The organism is Rhizobium anhuiense, from assembly GCF_003985145.1.
Classification (GTDB): Bacteria; Pseudomonadota; Alphaproteobacteria; order Rhizobiales; family Rhizobiaceae; genus Rhizobium; species Rhizobium anhuiense.
Genome location: NZ_ML133538.1, coordinates 33,893 through 53,906, shown reverse-complemented (window position 1 = coordinate 53,906; position 20,014 = coordinate 33,893). Strand labels below are relative to the sequence as shown.

Below are 20,014 nucleotides of genomic sequence, written 5' to 3'. Positions count from 1 at the left end.
TTTGCTGGAATTGCTTCAGGCTTCGACAATGAGGCCAGTCCTAGCGATTCCTGCTTATTTCTCAATCACCTCGGCGGTCACTTTCAATTTCCGCCGGTTACGCAAGGCCGGTCAGCCCTTCGCTTTCTTCGCCGCCTTGATGGCGAGCGCCCGTTCGCGCAACAGGGTCGCGCGGCCGGGTTTGATCTCCTGCCGGGCACGTCCTAGCGCCAGCGCATCGGCCGGCACATCGACGGTGATGACGCTGCCGGAGCCGACATAGGCGCCGTCGCCGATCGTCACCGGCGCGACCAGCGACGAGTTGGACCCGATGAAAGCGTTTTCGCCGATCACCGTCTCGCTCTTGTTGACGCCGTCATAGTTGCAGGTGATCGTGCCGGCGCCGATATTGCTGCCGGCGCCGATGACGGCATCGCCGATATAGGTGAGATGATTGACCTTGGCGCCCTCACCGAGCCGGCCGTTCTTGACCTCGCAGAAATTGCCGACCTTGGCGCCGCGGGCGAGGTCGGCACCCGGCCGCAGCCGGGCGAAGGGGCCGACCGTCGCGCCTTGGCTGACATGGGCGCCTTCGATATGCGAGAAGGCATGAATGACGGCGCCGCTGTCGATCACCGCGCCGGGACCGAAGACAACATTCGGCTCGATCAGCGCATCCTGGCCGATGACGGTATCGTAGGCGAGAAAGACGGTTTCCGGGGCGATCATGGTGACGCCTGAAAGCATCATCTCGTGGCGGCGGCGCTCCTGCCAGAAGCGCTCGATAACGGCGAGTTCGGCACGGGTGTTGCAGCCGGTCATCTCGATCTCGGGGGCATCGACCGCGGTGACGCGTCCGCCGAGTGATCTGGCGATCTCGACGAGATCGGTCAGGTAGAATTCGCCCTTGGCATTGGCATTGCCGATGCGCGAGAGAAGGTCGAGCGCCTTGCGGCCGTTGATCGCCATCAGCCCGCTGTTGCACCAGGTGACGGTGCGCTCGGCATCGGTCGCATCCTTTTCCTCGCGGATGGCGATGAGTTCGCCATCCTTGACGAGCAGGCGGCCATAGCCGGTCGGGCGGTCGGTGTGGAAGCCGATGACGACGACGTCGCTGCCGTCGGCCAGGCCCTGGCGGGCGGCCTTTAGCGGCCCGTCGGTCTGGAGCGGCACGTCGCCATAGGTGACGAGGATATCGTCATAACCCTTGGCGATCGCTTCGCGCGCCGCCAGCACCGCGTGGCCCGTGCCGAGGCGTTCCTTCTGCAGATAGGATTGGATGCCGACGCCGGCAACGCTTCCAGCCTTTGCCACCTCCTCGGCATCGCGGCCGACGACAAGCGCCACGGATGAGATGCCGGCGGAGGCGACCGCATCGACCACATGGGCGATCATCGGCCGTCCGGCGACGGGATGCAGCACCTTCGATTTCGAGGATTTCATCCGCGTGCTGTCACCGGCGGCAAGGATGACGGCAAGACAAGTGCGTTCCATGATGTGCTCCGCGAATCCGCGCCATGAGGCGGCTTTGTTGCCTCTTACTGCATAATTCCTGAAATCGGAATCGATTTGAGGATAAAATTGCACAGCAGTTCAGAGTGCCGCAGCGTGCCTTGCGCGCCTGAAGAAACGCCTGGCGCTGTCGATAGGCAGAACCTTCACAAAGGTGAAATTGCCGCCGAAATCGGCCCTGTCACAGCCTCCGAACCGCGAGCCGCGAAGGCCTCGTGCACATGATGGCGGCCGTCCAGGATGACGTCCTCCATTGCGCGGCGCGCGGCAGCGCTATCGCCGGAAACGATGGCATCGACGATGCGCATATGGGTGTCGGCGATATTGGCGAAGCCGTTTTCGGTTGGCGGTGTGCTCATCCGGAACATGCCGACGAGGGCCGCTTCGATGAGGCTGCCCAAGGTGCGCATGAAGGGATTGTGCGAGGCTTCGGCGATCGCCAGGTGGAAACGAAGGTCGGCGAGCGCCAGGCTGTCGGCCGTATGGCCGCTTGCCGCCATATCGAGCGCCAGCCCCCGCAGCGTCTCGATATCCTCGGCATTCGCCCGTTCGGCGACGAGACTGGCGGCGAAGGGTTCGACAGCGAGGCGGATATCATAAAGCTGCAGCAGGAATTCTTCCGTCACGCCGTTGTCGAAGTGCCAGGCGATGATCTCGCTGTCGAACATGTTCCAGAGGTTCTTTTCGGTCACACGTGTGCCGACCCGCGCCTTGGCGACGACCATGCCCTTGGCGGCGAGCGTCTTCATCGTCTCGCGCAACACGGTGCGGGACACTTTGAAGCGTTGCGCCAGTTCCGTATCGCCCGGCAGGATCGAGCCGACAGGATAGGTGCCGGCAACGATCGCCTTGCCGAGCTCATCGACCACCTGCGCATGGCTCGTCCGGGTTCTGCGTCCGGTCTTCCGTGTCTCGTCCAATTTGTTGCGCAAGCGATCCGTCTCCCCCTCAGGCATACCTCTTGTTCAGACTGGAAAGGAACAGGATAGCCTTCTGCATCAGAATGAATGCAAACAGCAGGAGGCCGATCAGGATCTTGGTCCACCAGCTCGACAGCGTGCCGTCGAAGGTGATGTAGGTCTGAATGAGCCCCTGGATCAGGATACCGATCAAGGTTCCCGCCACGAATCCCGCTCCCCCGGTCAGCAGCGTCCCTCCAATGACGACTGCCGCGATCGCATCGAGCTCGACGCCGACTGCTGCAAGGGAATATCCAGCAGAGGTGTATAGCGAAAAAACGATTCCGGATAGACCCGCAAGAAAACCCGACAGCGCGTAGATCTGGATCGTCGTACGGCCGACCGGCACGCCCATCAGCCGCGCCGTCTGCGGACCGCCGCCGAGGGCATAGACATTGGTGCCGAAGCGGGTGCGCTGGGCGATGAAGATGCCGACGGCAAAGACCAGAAGCATGATGCCGCCGATCAGCGTCAGCCGGCCGCCGCCGGGCAGACGGTAATAGAGGCTCGTCAGCGTCGAATAATATTCGTTATCGATCGGGATGCTGTCGATCGACAGCACGAAAGCCATGCCGCGCGCCAGGAACATGCCGGCGAGCGTAACGATGAAGGCCGGCATGTCGAGATAGTGGATGATCGCGCCCATGATACCGCCAAAGGCAGTGGTGATGACGAGCACGAGGGCGAAGGCGAGCAGCGGATGGATCGAGGTGTTCTGCAGGATCACCGCAAGGAAGACGCCGGTGAAGGCGATGACCGAACCGATCGACAGATCGATGCCGCCGGAGATGATGACAAAGGTCATGCCGACGGCGGCGATGCCGAGAAAGGCATTGTCGGTCAGGAGATTGCCGATGACGCGCGTCGACAGCATGTTCGGATATTGCAGCGTGCAGCCGGCATAGGCGAGCACGAAGATGACGATGGTCGCAAGCAGCGGCAGGTATTTGGAGTTCATTTCGACTGCTCCCTTCCGCCCTGCCGGCGGCTGGCAAAGATAGCGAGCGATTGCACCGCCGGCGACTGGATGACGAGGATGACGATAATGATGACGGCCTTGATGATCAGGTTGAATTCGGGCGGGAAGCCGGAAGACAGGATGCCTGTATTCACCGCCTGGATGATCATCGCGCCGATCAGCGATCCGAGAATGCTGAAACGGCCGCCGAGCAGAGAATTGCCGCCGACGACGACGGCGAGGATGGCGTCGAGTTCCAGCCAGAGGCCGGCATTATTGGCATCGGCGCCCTTGATGTCGGCGGCGACGATGACGCCTGCAATCGAGGCGCAGAGGCCGCTCAGCATATAGACAGCCATCAGCAGTACCGGCGTCTGAATGCCGGAGAGCGTGCTGGCGCGGCGATTGATTCCGACGGCCTCGATCAGCATGCCGAGCGCCGTGCGGCGGACAAGCAAAATGACGAGCAGGCCGACGAGAATCCAGGTGACGACAGGCATCGGCAGAAGCAGCAGCGAACCGCTGCCGAAGAAGGTCAGCCCGTCATCGTTGAAGGTCAGGATGGCGCCTTCGGTGATGAGCTGGGCGATGCCGCGGCCGGCCACCATCAGCACCAGCGTCGCAATGATCGGCTGGATGTTGAGGACAGCCACCAGAAAACCGTTCCAGACGCCGCAGGCAAGCCCAATAAAAAGCGTTAGGATAACGGTATAAGCAACTGAATTTCCAGACACAATCGACGATGCGGCGACAGCGCCGCAGATCGCGATGACCGCACCGACGGAAAGGTCGATGCCCTTGGTGGCAATCACCAGCGTCATGCCGATCGCCAGCAGCGCCACCGGCGCGCCGCGGTTGAGCACATCGATCAGGCTGCCATACAGCCGGTCATTTTGAACCACGACATTAAAAAACTGCGGCGACGTGATGAAATTCAACAAAAGAATGACAACAAGCGCAATCAATTGCGGCGCCAGGCGATAGGCCAGCGCCTTCAGCGAGGACCTCATGCCTCCTCCATCTTATGTTCGGCGGCGGCAATGGCTTCGACGATGCCGGCGGCCGTGATACGTTCGCCTGTCAATTCGGCGATATGCTGCCGGTCGCGAAGGACGATGACACGTGAACTATAGGCGACAAGCTCTTCAAGTTCCGAGGAAATCACGATCAGCGACATGCCGCCGGCACAGAGCTCTTCGATCAGCTTGATGATCTCGGCATGGGCGCCGACATCGATGCCGCGGGTCGGCTCGTCGAGGATCAGAAACTTCGGATTGGTCGCCAACCAGCGGGCGAGGATCGCCTTCTGCTGATTGCCGCCGGAAAGCAGGCGAATCGGCTTTTCGCGATCGGTGGTGCGGATATCGAGCGCCTTGATGTAGCGGTCGGCGAGCGCGTTCTGTTCGGCGCGCGAGAGCGGCCGGGTCCAGCCGCGGCGGGCCTGCAGCGCAAGCGCGATGTTTTCCCTGATCGACAGGTCGCCGATGATGCCATCGGTCTTGCGGTCCTCGGGGCAGAAGCCAAAGTCCTTTTCGATTGCGGCGCGCGGGCTCGAAAGCGTCACAGGCTGGCCGTCGATCGTGGCGCTGCCGCTGTCGGCGTGTTCGATGCCGAACAGGAGTTCGGCGGTTTCGGTCCGGCCGGAGCCGAGCAGTCCGGCAATGCCGACCACCTCTCCGGCCCGCACCTCAAGGTCGAAGGGTTTGACTTTGCCGCGTTTGCCGTAGCCTGAAAAACGGTATCGGACTTCGCCTGCCGCGTGGCTGCGTTCCTTCACCGCCTCCTCGACATGCGCCAGTTCGCGGCCGAGCATCATGGCGATCAGGCCCTGGCGCGGCAGATCGGCAGCGTCACGGGTGCCGACGAGCTTGCCGTTGCGCAGCACGGTGATCCGGTCGCTGATCGCATAGACCTGCTCGAGAAAATGGGTGATAAAGACGATGCCCAGCCCACGCTGCTTCAGGTCCTCGATGATGCGGAAGAGCAGCGCCACCTCCTGATTGTCGAGGCTTGCCGTCGGCTCATCGAGGATCAGTACCTTGCCTGAGAGATCAACGGCACGGGCGATGGCAACCACTTGCTGGACGGCGACGGAGAAACGGCTGAGTTCGGCGGTGACGTCGATATCGATGCCATAGCCGGCAAGCAGATCGCGCGCCTTGCGGTTCATCGCCCTGACGTCGGTCATGCCGAAACGCCTCGGCTGGCGTCCGAGAAAGAGATTTTCGGCGACGCTCAGATTGGAAAGGAGATTGACCTCCTGGTAGACCGTGCCGATGCCGAGCTTCTGGGCGGCGAGCGTATTGGCCGGATTGATTTCCTGGCCGTCCAGCATCAGGCTGCCTTCGTCACGATGGTAGGCGCCGGTGATGCACTTGATCAGCGTCGATTTGCCGGCGCCGTTTTCGCCGAGCAATGCATGAACCTCGCCACGGCGCAGCGTGAAATCCACCTTATCCAGGGCGACGGCGCCGGGGAAGAATTTCGATATGCCGGAGGCTGCGAGAATATTCTCGAAATTGTGAACCATGAGGGCTGCTGTTTCCTGATATTGCGCCTTACGCCTGTGCCAAAACCGGGCATGATGCCCGGCCGGCACCGGCAGTTCCGCACCGGTCCATGATGGGCCGGTGCGGTTCCAGGTTCAATCAGTAGCCCTGACCCTTCTTCTCTTCATAGACCTTCATCGGGTCGTCGGCAGGCGTGTAGAGCTTGGACTCGGTCTGGATCCATTTCGCCGGAGCCTTCTTGTCCTTCAGGTAGGCATCGAGCGCATCGAAGGCCGGACCTGCCATATTCGGCGTCAGCTCGACCGTGGCATTGGCCTCACCTTCCGACATGGCCTTGAAAATGTCAGGCACGGCGTCGATGGAGACGACGAGGATATCCTTGCCGGGCTTCAGGCCGGCTTCCTTGATCGCCTGGATGGCGCCGACCGCCATATCGTCGTTATGGGCGTAGAGAGCGCAGATATCCTTGCCGCCGTTCTCGGCCTTCAGGAAGCTTTCCATGACTTCCTTGCCCTTGGTGCGGGTGAAGTCACCGGTCTGGCTACGAACGATCTTCAGGTTGTCGTGGCCGGCAAGAGCCTCTTCGAAGCCCTTCTTGCGGGCGATGGCCGGCGAAGAACCGGTGGTGCCCTGCAGCTCGACGACGTTGCACTTCTTGTCGCCGACGGTCTTGACCAGGAAGTCGCCTGCAACCTTGCCTTCATGGACCAGGTCGGAGGTGACCGCCGTCAGGTACAGATCGTCGGGAGCCTTGATGGTACGGTCGAGAAGGATGACCGGAATCTTGGCTTCCTTGGCTTCCTTGAGAACGTCGTCCCAGCCGGTTTCGACGACCGGAGCAATGAGAATGGCATCGACGCCCTGAGCAATGAAGGAACGCAGAGCCTTGATCTGGTTTTCCTGCTTCTGCTGCGCATCGGCAAATTTCAGATCGATGCCGCGCTTCTTGGCCTGCTCCTTGGTCACGGTCGTTTCAGCCGCACGCCAGCCCGATTCCGAGCCGATCTGCGAGAAGCCGACAGTGAGGCCGGCGGCCGAAGCCGAACCGAACATGCAGGCAGCCAGAATCGTGGCACTCAAAAGTGCAGTCTTCAATTTCATGATTTCCTCCCAATGCCGCATCTCGCGGCGCAGGGTCAAAAAATCATATAGTATTACTTTTGTAAATCGGAATCTTGGGATGCGCTGCAGCAAAAAAAGAGCGCCCACAGGGGGCGCCCTTCGCAACTGCGAATTGAATGCGGCTTATTGCGCGGGCAGCTTGTCGTCGACGCCTTCGACGTAGAAGTTCATGCCGAGCAGCGTACCGTCGTCGGCCTTTTCGCCGGCCTTCAGCCAAGGTGTGCCGTCCTGCTTGTTGATCGGGCCGGTGAAGGGATGCAGTTCGCCGGACTTGATTTTGGCTTCGGTCTCCTCGGCCATCTTCTTCACGTCGTCAGGCATGTTCGTGTACGGCGCCATCTTCAGGATGCCGTCCTTCAGGCCATCCCAGCTCTGCTCGGACTTCCAGGTGCCGTCCAGAAGCGCGTGAACGCGCTTGGAGTAATAGGTACCCCAGGTATCGACGATCGCCGTCAGCTGTGCCTTCGGGCCGGCTGCGATCATGTCCGACGCCTGACCGAAGGCGTGAATGCCGCGCTCTTCGGCAACCTGCATCGGCGCAGTCGTATCAGTGTGCTGGGTCAAAACGTCGACGCCCTGGTCGATCATCGCCTTGGCGGCATCGGCTTCCTTGCCGGGGTCGAACCAGGTATTGACCCAGATGACCTTCAGCTTGAAGCTCGGATCGATCGACTTGGCGCCCTGCTCGAAGGAGTTGATGCCCATCACGACTTCAGGAATCGGGAAGGAGGCGATGTAGGCCGCCCCGTGATTCTTCGAGGTCTTCGCGGCGATCTGGCCGAGGATGTAGCGGCCCTCGTAGAAGCGCGAGTTGTAGGTCGCCAGATTCGGGCCGGCCTTATAGCCGGTGCCGTGCTCGAACTTGACGTCAGGGAACTTGGCGGCGACCTTGACCGTCGCATCCATGAAGCCGAAGGACGTCGTGAAGATCAGCTTGCAGCCGGAACGGGCAAGGCGCTCGATGGCGCGCTCGGCATCCGGGCCTTCCGGCACGTTTTCGAGGTAAGGCGTTTCGATCTTGTCGCCGAACTCGGCCTGGACCTGCTGACGGCCGAGATCGTGGGCCTGCGAATAACCGCCGTCGGTATGCGAACCGACATAGACGAAGCAGATCTTCGTCTTGTCAGCGGCCTGAGCGGCGGAAGAGATGCCAATCACGGCGGCAGCCGAGGCGGCAAGGGCGAATGCGAACTTCTTCATGGTGACCCCTGTTGGTTTGAAGTTATTCCGGAAACCCGTCTTGTGTTGTTGCTTTATCGCTCCGGTACGAAGGCTTTTCCGAGCGACGCGGGCGTGTTGATCAACGTCGTACGCCGATTATGGGAAATGATGATGAGAACCACAATAGTCGCGGCATAGGGCAGCATCGAGAGGAACTGCGAGGGAATGCCGAGACCGAAGGCCTGCGCGTGAAGCTGCAGGATGGTGACCGCGCCGAAGAGATAGCCGCCGGCAAAGACCCGCCATGGCCGCCAAGAGGCGAAGACCACCAGCGCCAGAGTGATCCAGCCGCGGCCGGCCGACATGTTCTCGGCCCATTGCGGTGTGTAAACCAGCGAAAGCTGCGCGCCGGCAAGACCGGCGCAGGCGCCCCCGAACATCACCGCCAGGTAGCGCGTGCGGATGACGTGAATGCCGAGCGCATGGGCCGAACCGTGATTGTCGCCGATCGCCCTGAGCTTCAACCCGGTCCGGCTGCGAAACAGGAACCAGCTGACGCCAACCACAAGCGCGATCGACAGGTAGAAGATCAGATCCTGGCTGAAGAGAACGTGGCCGACGACCGGAATATCCGACAGGACGGGAATGACGATCTCTCCAAGCCGGATGCCGGGCACGCTGACATAGGCTTCGCCGAGCATGCCGGATGCGCCGAGGCCGAGTAGGGTGAGCGCCAGCCCGGTCGCCACCTGATTTGCCACCAGCGTCAGCGTCAGGAAGGCGAACAGGAGAGAAAACAGCGCACCCGCCGCAATGCCGCAGACAATGCCGATATAGGGCGAGCCCGAGTTCTGCGCACCGGCAAAAGCAGCAACCGCGCCCATGATCATCATGCCCTCGACACCGAGATTGAGAACGCCGGAGCGCTCGGTCACGAGTTCGCCGAGTGCCGCGATGACGAGCGGCGTCGAGGCGGTGATGACGGTCAGCAGAATGGCTTCGAAGATGCTCATGCCGCCCCACCCCTTAACCGCGACCAGACAATGCGGATTTTGTAATAGATCAGCGTATCGCAGGAGAGCACGAAGAACAGCAGCAGCCCCTGGAAGACGCGGGTGACCTTGTCGGAAACGCCGAGCGAAAGCTGTGCTGCCTCGCCGCCGAGATAGGTCAGCGCCAGCACCAGGCCGGATGCGATGATGCCGAGCGGATTGAGGCGGCCGAGGAAGGCGACGATGATGGCGGTGAAGCCGTAGCCCGGCGAGATTGCCGGCTGCAGATGGCCGATCGAGCCGGAGACCTCGCTGATGCCGGCAAGGCCAGCCAGCGCGCCCGAAAAGAGAAAGCTGAACCAGATCATCTTCTTCGACGAGAAGCCGGCAAAGCGCCCTGCCCGCTCGGATTGGCCGAGCACGACGATCTCGAAACCTTTCAGCGTATAGCGCAGCATGAACCAGACGCCGATCGCCGCAATGATGGCGAAGATGAAGGCCCAATGGGCGCGGCCAGATTCTTCCCAGATCGCCGGCAGCACCGCTTCCGGTGCGAAATCACGCGAGACCGGAAAATTGAAGCCCTTCGGATCGCGCCAGGCGCCGCGGATCAGCCAGTCGAGGAAGAGCTGGGCGATATAGACCAGCATCAGCGATGTCAGGATCTCATTGGTGTTGAAATGCGCCTTCAGCAGCGCCGGAATGGCGGCAAAAAGCGCACCGCCAAATGCACCAAGGATCAGCATCAGCGGCAGCACCAGCGGTGAATGCCAGTCGTAGAAGACGATCGGCAGATAGGAACCGGTGATGGCGCCGATGGTGAACTGGCCTTCGGCGCCGATATTCCAATTGTTCGAGCGGTAGCAGACGGCAAGGCCGACGGCGATCAGGATCAGCGGACCGGCCTTGATCGCCAATTCGTGCAGCGACCAGACCTCGAGCAGCGGCTCGATGAAAAAGGCGTCGAGGGCCTCGACCGGGTCCTTGCCGAGCATGGCGAACATGATGGCGCCAAAGGCCAGCGTCAGGACAAGGGCCAGGAGCGGCGAGACGAAAGCGTAGAGCTTCGAGACGTCGGGGCGTTTTTCAAGTTCAATGCGCATGGGGCGCCTCGGGTACAGAGCTGCTCTCGTGCAGGCCGCCCATCAGCAGGCCGATCTTTTCCCGCGTCAGTTCGCCCGCCGGGAACGGGCGGGAAAGACGGCCCTCGGAGATGACGGCGATATCGGTCGCCACTTCGAAAATCTCGTCGAGATCCTGGCTGATGACGACGACGGCCGAACCGCTCCGTGCCAGATCGACCAGGGCCTGGCGGATGCGGCTTGCCGCCCCGGCATCGACGCCCCAGGTCGGCTGGTTGACGACGAGAACCGCCGGCTGGCGGTCGAGCTCGCGGCCGACGATGAATTTCTGCAGATTGCCGCCTGATAAGGAGCCGGCGGCAGGATCATCGCCGCTCTTGCGGACATCCATGGCCTCGGAAATGCGCCGTGCGGCAGATTTCACCGCAGCGTGGCGGATGATGCCGAGCAGGCCCAGAAACGCCTTGCGGTCAGACTGGCTGCGGGCGAGGACGAGATTATCCGAGAGTTTCATGGCGGAGACGGCGGCATGGCCGTGACGCTCCTCCGGTACGAAGCCGGCGCCGAGAAGACGGCGGGCGGTAATGCCCTGATTGCCCACGTGCTTTTTGCGGATGACGATCGCCTCTGCCGAGGCGACCGGATATTCACCGGACAATGCATCGAAGAGTTCGCTCTGGCCGTTGCCGGCGACACCGGCAATGGCGAGAATTTCACCCGAGCGCACCGCCATAGACACATCGCGCAGCGGCATGGCGAAGGGGGTGCGGGCAGAGACGGAAAGATTGGCGACGGCAAGCTGTACCTCGCCTTTGTCGCTGCGTTCCGGGTGGGTCACCGTCGCCACTTCGCTGCCGACCATCATGCGGGCGAGCGATGCCGGCGTTTCCTGCCTGGGATCGCAGGCGCCGGTCACGCGGCCATGGCGCAGCACAGTGGCGCGATCGCAGATGCGCTGCACCTCTTCCAGGCGATGGCTGATATAAAGAACAGAACGCCCTTCGGCACGCAGCTTGAACAGCGTCTCGAACAGCTTGTCGGCCTCCTGCGGCGTCAGCACCGAGGTCGGCTCGTCGAGGATGATCAGCTTCGGGTTCTGCAGCAGCGCGCGGACGATCTCGATGCGCTGGCGCTCGCCGACCGAGAGATCGGCGACATGGGCATGCGGATCGAGCGGCAGGCCGTAGGCGACCGACAGCGCCCTCGCCTCCTCGGCGATCCGGTCGATCGGGATGCCGTCATCGAGCGACAGCGCGATGTTTTCGGCAACCGTCAGCGCCTCGAACAGCGAAAAATGCTGGAAGACCATGCCGATGCCGAGCTTGCGGGCTTCGCCCGGCGAGGTGATCGCAACCGGCTGGCCCTGCCACAGGATATGCCCGCCCGTCGGCTCGAGAACGCCGAACAGCATCTTCACCAGAGTGGATTTGCCTGCACCATTTTCGCCGAGAAGCGCGTGAATTTCGCCCGGCGCGATATCGAGATCGATTTCATTGCAGGCGGCAAAGCTTCCGAAGAACTTCGTCAGCTTCTGGACCGATAATAACGCACCGGAATCCGGCACATTCAATGGCGACACGTTCCCCTCATTTCTTCTGCCAACCGGTCCGTTCGGATCTCATGGAATCAGCAGCGTCGTTCCTGTTGTTTTTCTTGTTTCCAGATCCGCGTGAGCCCGCCCAACCTCACGCAGCGGATAAGTTTGATTGATATTGATACGCACTTTGTTGCTTTGCACAATATCAAATAGCGCTTTGGCGCTGTCGATCAGTTCCCGGCGCGCGGCGATATAGGTGAAGAGCGTCGGCCGCGTCGCAAAGAGCGAACCCCTCTGCGCCAGCATCGCCAGGGTGAAACTCTCGATCGGACCGGAGGATTGGCCGAAGGAGGCAAAGAGACCGCGCGGCTTCAGGCAGTCAAGCGACTGTGGAAAAGTATCACGGCCGATCGAATCGTAGACGACATCGACGCCCTTGCCGCTGGTGATTTCGCGGACACGGTCGACGAAATTGTCGCTCTTATAGTTGATCACATGGTCGTAGCCATGGGCAAGCGCCAGCTCGATCTTGTCTTCGGAGCCCGCCGTGCCGATGACGGTGGCGCCGAGCGCCTTTGCCCATTGGCCGGCGATCAGGCCGACGCCGCCGGCAGCGGCGTGGAACAGCAGGACGGTCTCCGGCCCGACCTTGAAGGTGCGGTTCAACAGATATTCGGCGGTCATGCCCTTCAGCATCATCGCCGCCGCCGTTTCGAGCGCAATGCCGTCAGGCACATGCACCAGATGGCGCGTTTCGATATTGCGCTCAGCGCTGTAGGCGCCATCGGCGCTGGCATAGGCGACGCGGTCGCCAACCTTGAAATCCTCGACGCCGGGACCGACCGATGTCACGGTGCCGGCGCCCTCCTTGCCGGTGACGAAGGGCAGATGCGGCACCTTGTAGCTGCCGTTGCGGAAATAGACGTCGATGAAATTGAGGCCGACCGCCGCCTGCTTGATCTGCACTTCGCCCGCCGAGGGCGGCGGGAGATCGATCTCGATATAGTCGAAAACCTCGGGCCCGCCCGTCCTCGAGAATGAAACAGCCTGCGTTTTGGTCATCTGCCTATCCTAAGCTTCGCGTCCAAGGGCGGGGAAGAATTGCAGCACCGCGCCGATGACGTAAAGATAGAGCCCGGTCACGATAAAGAGAATGAGTGCCCATTCGGGCGTGTCGAAATGCATCAGCAGCGAAAAAATGCCGAGTGCCGACCACAGGAAAAAGACGCCGAGATTGAGCGGGCGCAGCCTTTTGACGCGGACCGGATGCAGGAAATTGATCGGCAGGAAGGTCAGCACCACCGAGATAATGACGACGGCAAGCGCGGTCGTCGCGCTGGCATCGATGACGAACAGCGTGAAAACGATCATGTTCCAGACGACCGGGAAGCCGGAGAAGAAATACTCATCCGTCTTCATGCCCATATCGGCATAGTAGATGGCGCTGGAGACGACGATCATGCCGGCGGCGACGAAGGACCAGGGCTCGCCGATCATGCCGCTCTGATAGAGCGCGAAGGCCGGCAGAAGCACATAGGTGACGTAATCGATGATATTGTCGAGCGTATCGCCCGACCAGTTGGGCAGCACTTCCTTGACGCGCACCTTGCGGGCTATCGGCCCGTCTATGCCGTCGACGAGAAGGGCGAGACCCAGCCACCAGAACATGTCGATGAAGCGATGCTCGGCAGCGGCAACGACGCCGAGAAAGGCAAGGAAGGAGCCGGATGCCGTCAGGATATGGACGGAAAAGGCGCGCATCTCCGCGTAAGGAACACGCTTGTAGTTGAAAATCTTCATATTCCCCCGACCGCCCTATCGCGCTCGCCCCGGCAAGCATCTTTTTTATTTCGCCACCATTGCCGGACCTGTTGCTGAGGGTTCCGACGCCGTAGGTCTTTGTTGTCGCACCGTTTTTGCCGAAAACCGGCATCCATTTCGGCGCGCCGCTCTAATATGCATCCTTTGCCGGGCTTCGCCAGCAGGAAATACGACTTTCCCCGCCCGCCCCTGCTTGCCCCCTAGTGGCCATTGAATCCTGACAATGACATGCATATTTCCTCTGATGGGCGCTGCATGGAATGGAATGCCTTTAATTCCGGCCCGATATGTAATATCAGCCTCGCATCCGACAGTTCATCCGACGAAACGGGATCCTCTACCGCAATGAACGCGCCTGCAAAGACCGAAGACTTCGCCCCGTCCATCCCCGCCGGCGTTTACGCCGAGACGGTGCTCGCTGTGACGCATTACACCGACCGGCTCTTCCGCTTCACGATGACCCGGCCGCAGGGCTTCCGTTTCCGTTCCGGCGAGTTCGCGATGATCGGCCTGATGGTCGAGGGCAAGCCGGTCTTCCGCGCCTATTCGATCGCCAGCCCCGCCTGGGCCGAAGAGCTTGAATTCTTCTCGATCAAGGTGCCGGACGGCCCGCTGACCTCGCATCTGCAGGCGATCAAGCCGGGCGACCAGGTGCTGATGCGCAAGAAGCCGACCGGCACGCTGGTGCTCGACGCGCTGACGCCCGGCCGTCGTCTCTACATGTTCTCGACGGGAACGGGTGTTGCGCCATTCGCCAGCCTGATCCGCGATCCTGAGACCTATGAGAAGTTCGAGGAAGTCATCCTCACCCATACGACCCGCGATGTCGCCGAGCTGAAATACGGCTTCGACCTCGTGCACGAAATCCAGAATGACGAATTGCTGAAGGAAGTCGTCGGCGACAAGCTGCGCCACTATGCGACCGTCACGCGCGAGGATTTCGAATATCGCGGCCGCATCACCGACCTGATCTCCTCCGGCAAGCTGTTTTCCGATCTCGGCGTACCGCCGCTCGACCCGGCGATTGACCGCGGCATGATCTGTGGCTCCTCGGCGATGCTGAAGGATACCAAGGAACTGCTCGAAAAGGCCGGCCTCAATGAAGGCGCCAACAGCAAGCCCGCCGAGTTCGTCATCGAGCGCGCTTTCGTCGGCTGAAAATTTTCCCGACAATCCGATCTGACAACGGCTCCGGAAACGGGGCCGTTTCTATTCCTGGCTGAGATAATTGATCAGCGTCGCCATGGTGGCGCGCGCCTCGTCCGGCCTGCCCCGATGGATGGCCTGGATGACGGCGACATGCAGCGCGATGGCGCGATCCATGCGCTCCGGGCTTGCGGTGGAATACCAGAGGCGGCGCGAATGCGTCTGTACCGGGCCGAGCGCCGCCATGATGAAGCCGTTTGGGCAGGCATCCTCGAGAATTTCGTCGAAGGCCTTGTCAGCGGCAAAAAAGCCGGCGAGATCACCCGTCACAGTGCATTCGTCCATGGCGCGGGCACAGTCGACGAGACGCGCGCGCTGTTCGTCGCTCGCATGTTCGGCGGCCAAGCTTGCTGCGATCGGCTCCAGCTCGCGGCGCACCTGCATGACATTGCGATGATCCCCAGCCGCGATCTCGGCGACCTGCAGCCCGACGCGCGGCTTCACCAGGATCAGCCCCTGCCAGGCGAGCTTCTGGATCGCCTCACGCACCGGCGTGCGCCCGTGGCCCGCCATATCGATCAGCTGCTTTTCGGTAACAAGCGCGCCGGGCTTCAACGCCAGCGTCACGATCAGATGCTCCAGCGCGAGATAGGCAAGATGGCTTTGTGAAGTCTGCATGCCCGAATCCGTTGCCCTACTGATATATCACATACTCGCACGCTCGAAAACCGATGGCAAGTCAGACTGATATATCAGAATAGAGACAGATAGATAACATAGCGAGCCTGCGAAGTTCGGTGAATGGTGTTGCGATACCAGCGCCCGAGCCGTGAAATAGCTCCTGCCGCCTCCCCACCCTCCGTTAGCGTGGAGACACGTCATCCCACAACGCATTTATTCGTGCCGCAACGCCTCGATGGGGTTGAGCTGCGCTGCCCTTCTCGCCGGGAAATAGCCGAAGATCATGCCGATTGCCGCGGAGAACAGGAAGGCGACGGCGATCATCATCGGGCTGAAGACGAAGGGCACTTTCAGCAACGTCACGGCGCCGAAGCCGAGGCTGAGCCCCAGCACGATGCCGGTGATGCCGCCGAACAGCGACAGCGCCACGGCTTCGACCAGGAACTGGGTGAGCACCTGGTTTTCCAGTGCGCCGATTGCGAGACGAATGCCGATCTCGCGGGTGCGTTCGGTGACGGAGACCAGCATGATGTTCATGATGCCGATGCCGCCGACGAGCAGGCTGATGGCGGCGACGGCGCCGAGCAGGCCGGTCAGCAGCGTCGTCGTGCCGGTCATCGCCTCGGCGATCTGCGTCATGTCGTTGACGTTGAAATCGTCCTGGCGGCCGGGCACGATCTTGCGGCGCTCGCGCAGGAGATTTTCGACATCGGACTGCACCTTGGCCGTGGAGACGCCGTCGCGCGCCGAGATGATGATCTGCGGCACGTTGCTGCTGCCGCTGATGCGCCGCTGGAATACCTTGACCGGCATGATCACGACATCGTCCTGATCGTTGCCCATGCCGGACTGGCCGCGTTTGGCGAGCACGCCGATCACCGGGCATGAGACCTTGCCGACGCGGATCTGCTGGCCTGTGGGGTCGGCGCTGCCGAAGAGCTGCGAGCGCACCGTCTCGCCGATGATGCAGCGAGACTGGCCGCGTTCCTCGGCGGGAGTGAAAGTGCGGCCGAGCGTCAGATTCCAGTCCTGGGCGACGAAATAATCGTTGGTGGTGCCCGACACGCTGGTCGAATGGTTCTGGCCGCCGAAAATCACCGTCGCCGTCGACTGGTTGAGCGGCGCGACAGCCCTCAGGCCGCCAATCTGGTCGCGGATCGCCGCGACGTCCTTGACGCTGAAGCGCTTGGCCTCGGAGCTCGCCCGGCCGGGACCGAACTGGCCGGGACGGACGAACAGCATGTTGGTGCCGAGCCGCGACAGTTCGGTCGAGACCTGCGCGGTGGTGCCGTTGCCGATCGTCACCAGCGCGATGACCGCGGCAACGCCGATGACGACGCCGAGCACGGTCAGGAAGGAGCGCAGCATGTTGCGGCTGATGGCCCGCAGCGCCAGCTTCAGCGTCTCAAAGAACATGATCCGCCCTCCTCCGGTGCTCGACTTCGGTCTCCAGCTTTCCATCGACGAAACGCAGCAGCCGCTGCGCATAGGCGGCAATATCAGGTTCGTGGGTGACCATGACGATGGTGATGCCCTGCTCGCGGTTCAGCCGCGTCATCAAATCCATGATCTCGACGCTGGTCTTCGTATCGAGATTGCCGGTGGGCTCGTCGGCCAGAAGCAGTGCCGGCTCGGTGACGATGGCGCGGGCGATGGCGACGCGCTGCTGCTGGCCGCCTGACAGTTCCTGTGTCTTGTGATGTTCGCGGCCGGTGAGGCCGACCAGCGCCAGGGCTTCGCGGGCCCGTTCGCGCCGCTCACGCACCGCCATGCCGCGATAGATCAGCGGCAGTTCGACATTTTCGACGGCCGAGGTGCGCGACAGGAGGTTGAAGCCCTGGAAGACGAAACCGAGCATATGGCGGCGCAGCAGCGTCAGCTGGCCGCGGTCGAAGCCGCTGGTCGGAATGCCTTGGAAGATGTAGTCGCCTGATGTCGGCACGTCGAGGCAGCCGAGAATATTCATCGCCGTCGACTTGCCGGAGCCTGACGGACCCATGATCGCGACGAATTCATGGGCATTGATCGCCAGGTCGACGCGGTCGAGCGCGCGGATCGCCGCCTCGCCCTCGCCGTAGATTTTCGAGACCTGCCTGAATTCGATGAGCGGCGGGCTTGCCATCCGTCTCTCCGCCTAGTTCGCACGCGTCGTGGCGTCGGTCACCAGTGCGTCGTCTTGCTTGATGTCGCCGGAGACGACCTGGGTGAACTGGCCGTCGGATGAGCCGACCTGGATGATGACGGGTACCGGGCGGCCGTTGCGCAGCACCCAGACACGGCGCTGCGTGCCCGTCAACGCCGAACCGGCATTGTTGTTGCGCTGGCGTGGCGGGCCGAAGATACCAAAAATGCCGCGGCCGCGCCGTTCCGCCTGCGCCGGAGCGTAGCGCAGCGCGGCGTTCGGCACCATCAGCGTGTCCTTGACGGCCTCGACGGTGACATCGGCCGTCGCCGTCATGCCGGGGCGCAGCAGCAGATCGGCATTGTCGACCGACAGCACCGCCTTGTAGGTGACGACATTGTTGACCACTTCGGAGGCGAAGCGGATCTGCTCGATTTCGGCGGGAAAAGTCCGGTCGGGATAGGCGTCGACCGTGAACTTTGCCTTCTGGCCGACGGCGATCTGGCCGACATCGGCTTCGTCGACATCGACCTGCAGCTCCATCTTCTTCAGGTCGCCGGCAATGGTGAAAAGGATCGGCGCCGAAAGCGAGGCTGCGACCGTCGCGCCCGGATTGACCGAGCGGGTGAGGATGACGCCGTCGATCGGCGAGATGATCTTCGCCTTGGCGAGATTGACTTCGGCAAGCTGCAGGTCGGCTTCCGCGGCGAGGACTTCGGCTTCGTTGATCTGTTTGGCGGCAACGGCGGAATCATATTTGTAGGTGGCGTCGTCCAGGCTCTGCTGGGTGGAGACATTGCTCCTGACCAGGCTCTTCAACCGCTCGAGCGAGGTGCCCGCCGATTGCATGTCGGCATTGGCCTTGACGACGTTCGCCTTGGCCGAATTGAGCTTGGCGCGCGAACTCTTCACATCCGCCTCGAGCTTGTTGGTGTCGAGAAGGGCGAGCACCTCACCTGATTTGACCGTGCTGTTGTAATCGACATTGACATCGCGGACAGTGCCGGAAAGCTCGCTCGATATATCCACCTGCTCGGTCGGCTGCACCGAGCCGGTGGCGGTGACGAGCACGGTCAGGTCGCCGCGTTTTGCCGGCTGGGTGGCGTAGCTCACTTCGCTCTGCCCTCTGCCCATATAGACATAAGCGGCGCCTGCGACGGCGGCGATGACGAGGAGAAGAATGAGCAGGCGCCCACGCCAGCGGCTGCGCTTGCCCTGACGTCCCGACGCGGCAAGGATCGCTGCGAGGTCGGACGCTTCACCTGCCTTTGCTCCGGTTTCGCTGCCGCTTACGATTTTGTTCATGCTGTCCTCGATCAGTGCCGCTTGCGGCCTCTGCGGTGAAATAATCACAACGCAGATGAACCGGCGATTAGCGTTGCCGCGGAAGTGGCACGGAATTGCGGATGGGTGAAATGAAATATTGGTAAGGAAAGTCAAGTTTTGGGTGCGCTGCGCATGTCGCGCAATGTGTGCCGCGGTTTTGCGATCACGACATGCGGCCAACCCGAGACCTAAAGCCCGGCAAGCGATGTCGATCGCGACGCGCTTTAGCGCCCGTCAGTTCGCATCCTCGGCAAATTGGCCGACGCCGGGCAAAGGATGCAGCCAGTGTTCACGCCGCTTGATCCAGACTTCATAGCCGGGTGCAAGGTCGGTCGGCGGAGTGTCGAGCGAGCCCAGGCGGAGTCCGCCTCATCGTCCCTAAGGCAGAAAAGGCGGCTGCCGCAAGCAGCGCAGAAGCTGCGGCCGGCGAAGGTGGCGATCTCGCCGTTGTGGGAAAAAGCCTGACGTGGCCAGACCGCGAAGAAGACGAAGGCGGAGCCGCTCGATTTGCGGCAATCGGCGCAGTGGCAGAGGCCGACGCGAAGCGGCTCGCCTTCCACCCTGTAGGCGACCGCTCCGCAAAGGCAGCCTCCGGTTCGGATCTTCATGGCGCGGCGTCAGGCGTCGAGACTGGACGGAAGGCCCGGCGGGCGACGCTTTGCCGCCATCAACAGATCGAGTTCGGTGGCGGATGGGCCGAACTTCTCGTAGAGGCGCTTTGCCTCCTTGTCGTCCAACCGGTATTTCCTGGCAAATTCGCTGATGCTGTAGGGGCGGCCACGCAACACTCTCCGCGCCGGGGTCGCCGTATTCGGTGCGTCGGTCATGGTTTTCTCCTTTTCGTCACGTCCCCTTTAAGCTAGTGCGACCCGTCGATTTGGAAAGAGCCGGCGCGCCGCATCGAGGCTTCCGGCATGGGGGAATGCGGTTGTTTTCCTGGAACCTTTTCGCCAATATGTGGGTTATCGGACCGAGGTTGCGGACCGCGCCAAGCGGACGCGGCGGTGCCGGAGAACATCGGGATTTTTCCGCTTTCTCCCGATGGCCAACGAAATGGCAGACGAGTTCCCTACCCGCCCGGTCCGTTTCCTCATCCCCACTAAATC

Annotated in this window: 18 protein-coding genes and 1 pseudogene; 1 reads left to right on the top strand and 18 read right to left on the bottom strand. The window is 61.9% G+C overall.

All coding sequences use genetic code 11. The features are described 5' to 3' along the window. Positions 1-111 precede the first annotated feature (111 nt). From glmU to pcsA, 12 genes are all read right to left on the bottom strand, one after another. A complete protein-coding gene (glmU, locus tag EEQ99_RS29950; protein ID WP_097623152.1) occupies positions 112-1,473 on the bottom strand; it encodes a bifunctional UDP-N-acetylglucosamine diphosphorylase/glucosamine-1-phosphate N-acetyltransferase GlmU in 1,362 nt (453 codons plus the stop codon). Between the two features lie 164 nt (positions 1,474-1,637). Then, entirely contained in the window at positions 1,638-2,423 is a 786-nt protein-coding gene (locus EEQ99_RS29945) for a FadR/GntR family transcriptional regulator (RefSeq protein WP_047615420.1), read from the bottom strand. Between the two features lie 16 nt (positions 2,424-2,439). After that, positions 2,440-3,408, bottom strand: a complete 969-nt coding sequence (yjfF, locus tag EEQ99_RS29940; RefSeq protein WP_047615110.1) for a galactofuranose ABC transporter, permease protein YjfF — start codon at positions 3,406-3,408, stop codon at positions 2,440-2,442. Beyond that, positions 3,405-4,418, bottom strand: a complete 1,014-nt coding sequence (locus tag EEQ99_RS29935) for an ABC transporter permease (RefSeq protein ID WP_097544444.1) — start codon at positions 4,416-4,418, stop codon at positions 3,405-3,407. The genes yjfF and EEQ99_RS29935 overlap by 4 nt, the downstream gene beginning before the upstream one ends. Continuing rightward, entirely contained in the window at positions 4,415-5,938 is a 1,524-nt protein-coding gene (gene ytfR, locus EEQ99_RS29930) for a galactofuranose ABC transporter, ATP-binding protein YtfR (protein WP_097544443.1), read from the bottom strand. Before ytfR ends, EEQ99_RS29935 begins: the two co-directional genes overlap by 4 nt. Before the next feature lie 118 nt (positions 5,939-6,056). Further along, positions 6,057-7,019 carry a galactofuranose ABC transporter, galactofuranose-binding protein YtfQ gene (ytfQ, locus tag EEQ99_RS29925; RefSeq protein ID WP_063475569.1) on the bottom strand — a complete coding sequence of 321 codons (963 nt, stop codon included), beginning with the start codon at positions 7,017-7,019 and terminating at the stop codon, positions 6,057-6,059. Between the two features lie 144 nt (positions 7,020-7,163). Beyond that, positions 7,164-8,240: a BMP family ABC transporter substrate-binding protein gene (locus EEQ99_RS29920; protein ID WP_127431585.1), complete on the bottom strand. Its 1,077-nt coding sequence runs from the start codon at positions 8,238-8,240 to the stop codon at positions 7,164-7,166. Positions 8,241-8,293: 53 nt separating this feature from the next. Continuing rightward, the gene (locus EEQ99_RS29915; protein WP_063475568.1) at positions 8,294-9,214 is read right to left on the bottom strand and encodes an ABC transporter permease; all 921 of its coding nucleotides are present in this window, start codon (positions 9,212-9,214) and stop codon (positions 8,294-8,296) included. Continuing rightward, positions 9,211-10,296 carry an ABC transporter permease gene (locus EEQ99_RS29910; protein ID WP_127431584.1) on the bottom strand — a complete coding sequence of 362 codons (1,086 nt, stop codon included), beginning with the start codon at positions 10,294-10,296 and terminating at the stop codon, positions 9,211-9,213. Before EEQ99_RS29910 ends, EEQ99_RS29915 begins: the two co-directional genes overlap by 4 nt. Continuing rightward, the gene (locus EEQ99_RS29905; protein ID WP_097630826.1) at positions 10,286-11,854 is read right to left on the bottom strand and encodes an ABC transporter ATP-binding protein; all 1,569 of its coding nucleotides are present in this window, start codon (positions 11,852-11,854) and stop codon (positions 10,286-10,288) included. The genes EEQ99_RS29910 and EEQ99_RS29905 overlap by 11 nt, the downstream gene beginning before the upstream one ends. A 39-nt stretch (positions 11,855-11,893) precedes the next feature. Continuing rightward, a complete protein-coding gene (locus EEQ99_RS29900; RefSeq protein ID WP_127431583.1) occupies positions 11,894-12,874 on the bottom strand; it encodes a quinone oxidoreductase family protein in 981 nt (326 codons plus the stop codon). Between the two features lie 9 nt (positions 12,875-12,883). Beyond that, positions 12,884-13,612 carry a phosphatidylcholine synthase gene (gene pcsA / locus EEQ99_RS29895; RefSeq protein WP_047615095.1) on the bottom strand — a complete coding sequence of 243 codons (729 nt, stop codon included), beginning with the start codon at positions 13,610-13,612 and terminating at the stop codon, positions 12,884-12,886. Positions 13,613-13,978: 366 nt separating this feature from the next. On the opposite strand from pcsA, the gene EEQ99_RS29890 reads away from it, so the two are divergent. After that, a complete protein-coding gene (locus tag EEQ99_RS29890; RefSeq protein ID WP_047615092.1) occupies positions 13,979-14,791 on the top strand; it encodes a ferredoxin--NADP reductase in 813 nt (270 codons plus the stop codon). A gap of 51 nt (positions 14,792-14,842) precedes the next feature. Here the strand turns inward: EEQ99_RS29890 and EEQ99_RS29885 are convergent, their stop codons facing one another. The 6 genes and pseudogenes from EEQ99_RS29885 to EEQ99_RS29860 form a co-directional block, all read right to left on the bottom strand. Next, a complete protein-coding gene (locus tag EEQ99_RS29885) occupies positions 14,843-15,457 on the bottom strand; it encodes a GntR family transcriptional regulator (protein ID WP_047615089.1) in 615 nt (204 codons plus the stop codon). A gap of 216 nt (positions 15,458-15,673) precedes the next feature. Then, the gene (locus EEQ99_RS29880; protein ID WP_097630829.1) at positions 15,674-16,876 is read right to left on the bottom strand and encodes an ABC transporter permease; all 1,203 of its coding nucleotides are present in this window, start codon (positions 16,874-16,876) and stop codon (positions 15,674-15,676) included. Continuing rightward, on the bottom strand, positions 16,866-17,582 hold the full coding sequence (locus EEQ99_RS29875; RefSeq protein ID WP_097544435.1) for an ABC transporter ATP-binding protein: 717 nt from the start codon (positions 17,580-17,582) through the stop codon (positions 16,866-16,868). Before EEQ99_RS29875 ends, EEQ99_RS29880 begins: the two co-directional genes overlap by 11 nt. Before the next feature lie 12 nt (positions 17,583-17,594). After that, entirely contained in the window at positions 17,595-18,887 is a 1,293-nt protein-coding gene (locus tag EEQ99_RS29870) for an efflux RND transporter periplasmic adaptor subunit (protein ID WP_097630830.1), read from the bottom strand. A 255-nt stretch (positions 18,888-19,142) separates the two neighbouring features. Further along, positions 19,143-19,516, bottom strand: a pseudogene (locus EEQ99_RS29865) (GFA family protein). A 9-nt stretch (positions 19,517-19,525) separates the two neighbouring features. Continuing rightward, complete coding sequence (locus EEQ99_RS29860; RefSeq protein ID WP_063475563.1) at positions 19,526-19,735, bottom strand: hypothetical protein; 210 nt, start codon at positions 19,733-19,735, stop codon at positions 19,526-19,528. Between the last annotated feature and the right edge of the window lie 279 nt (positions 19,736-20,014).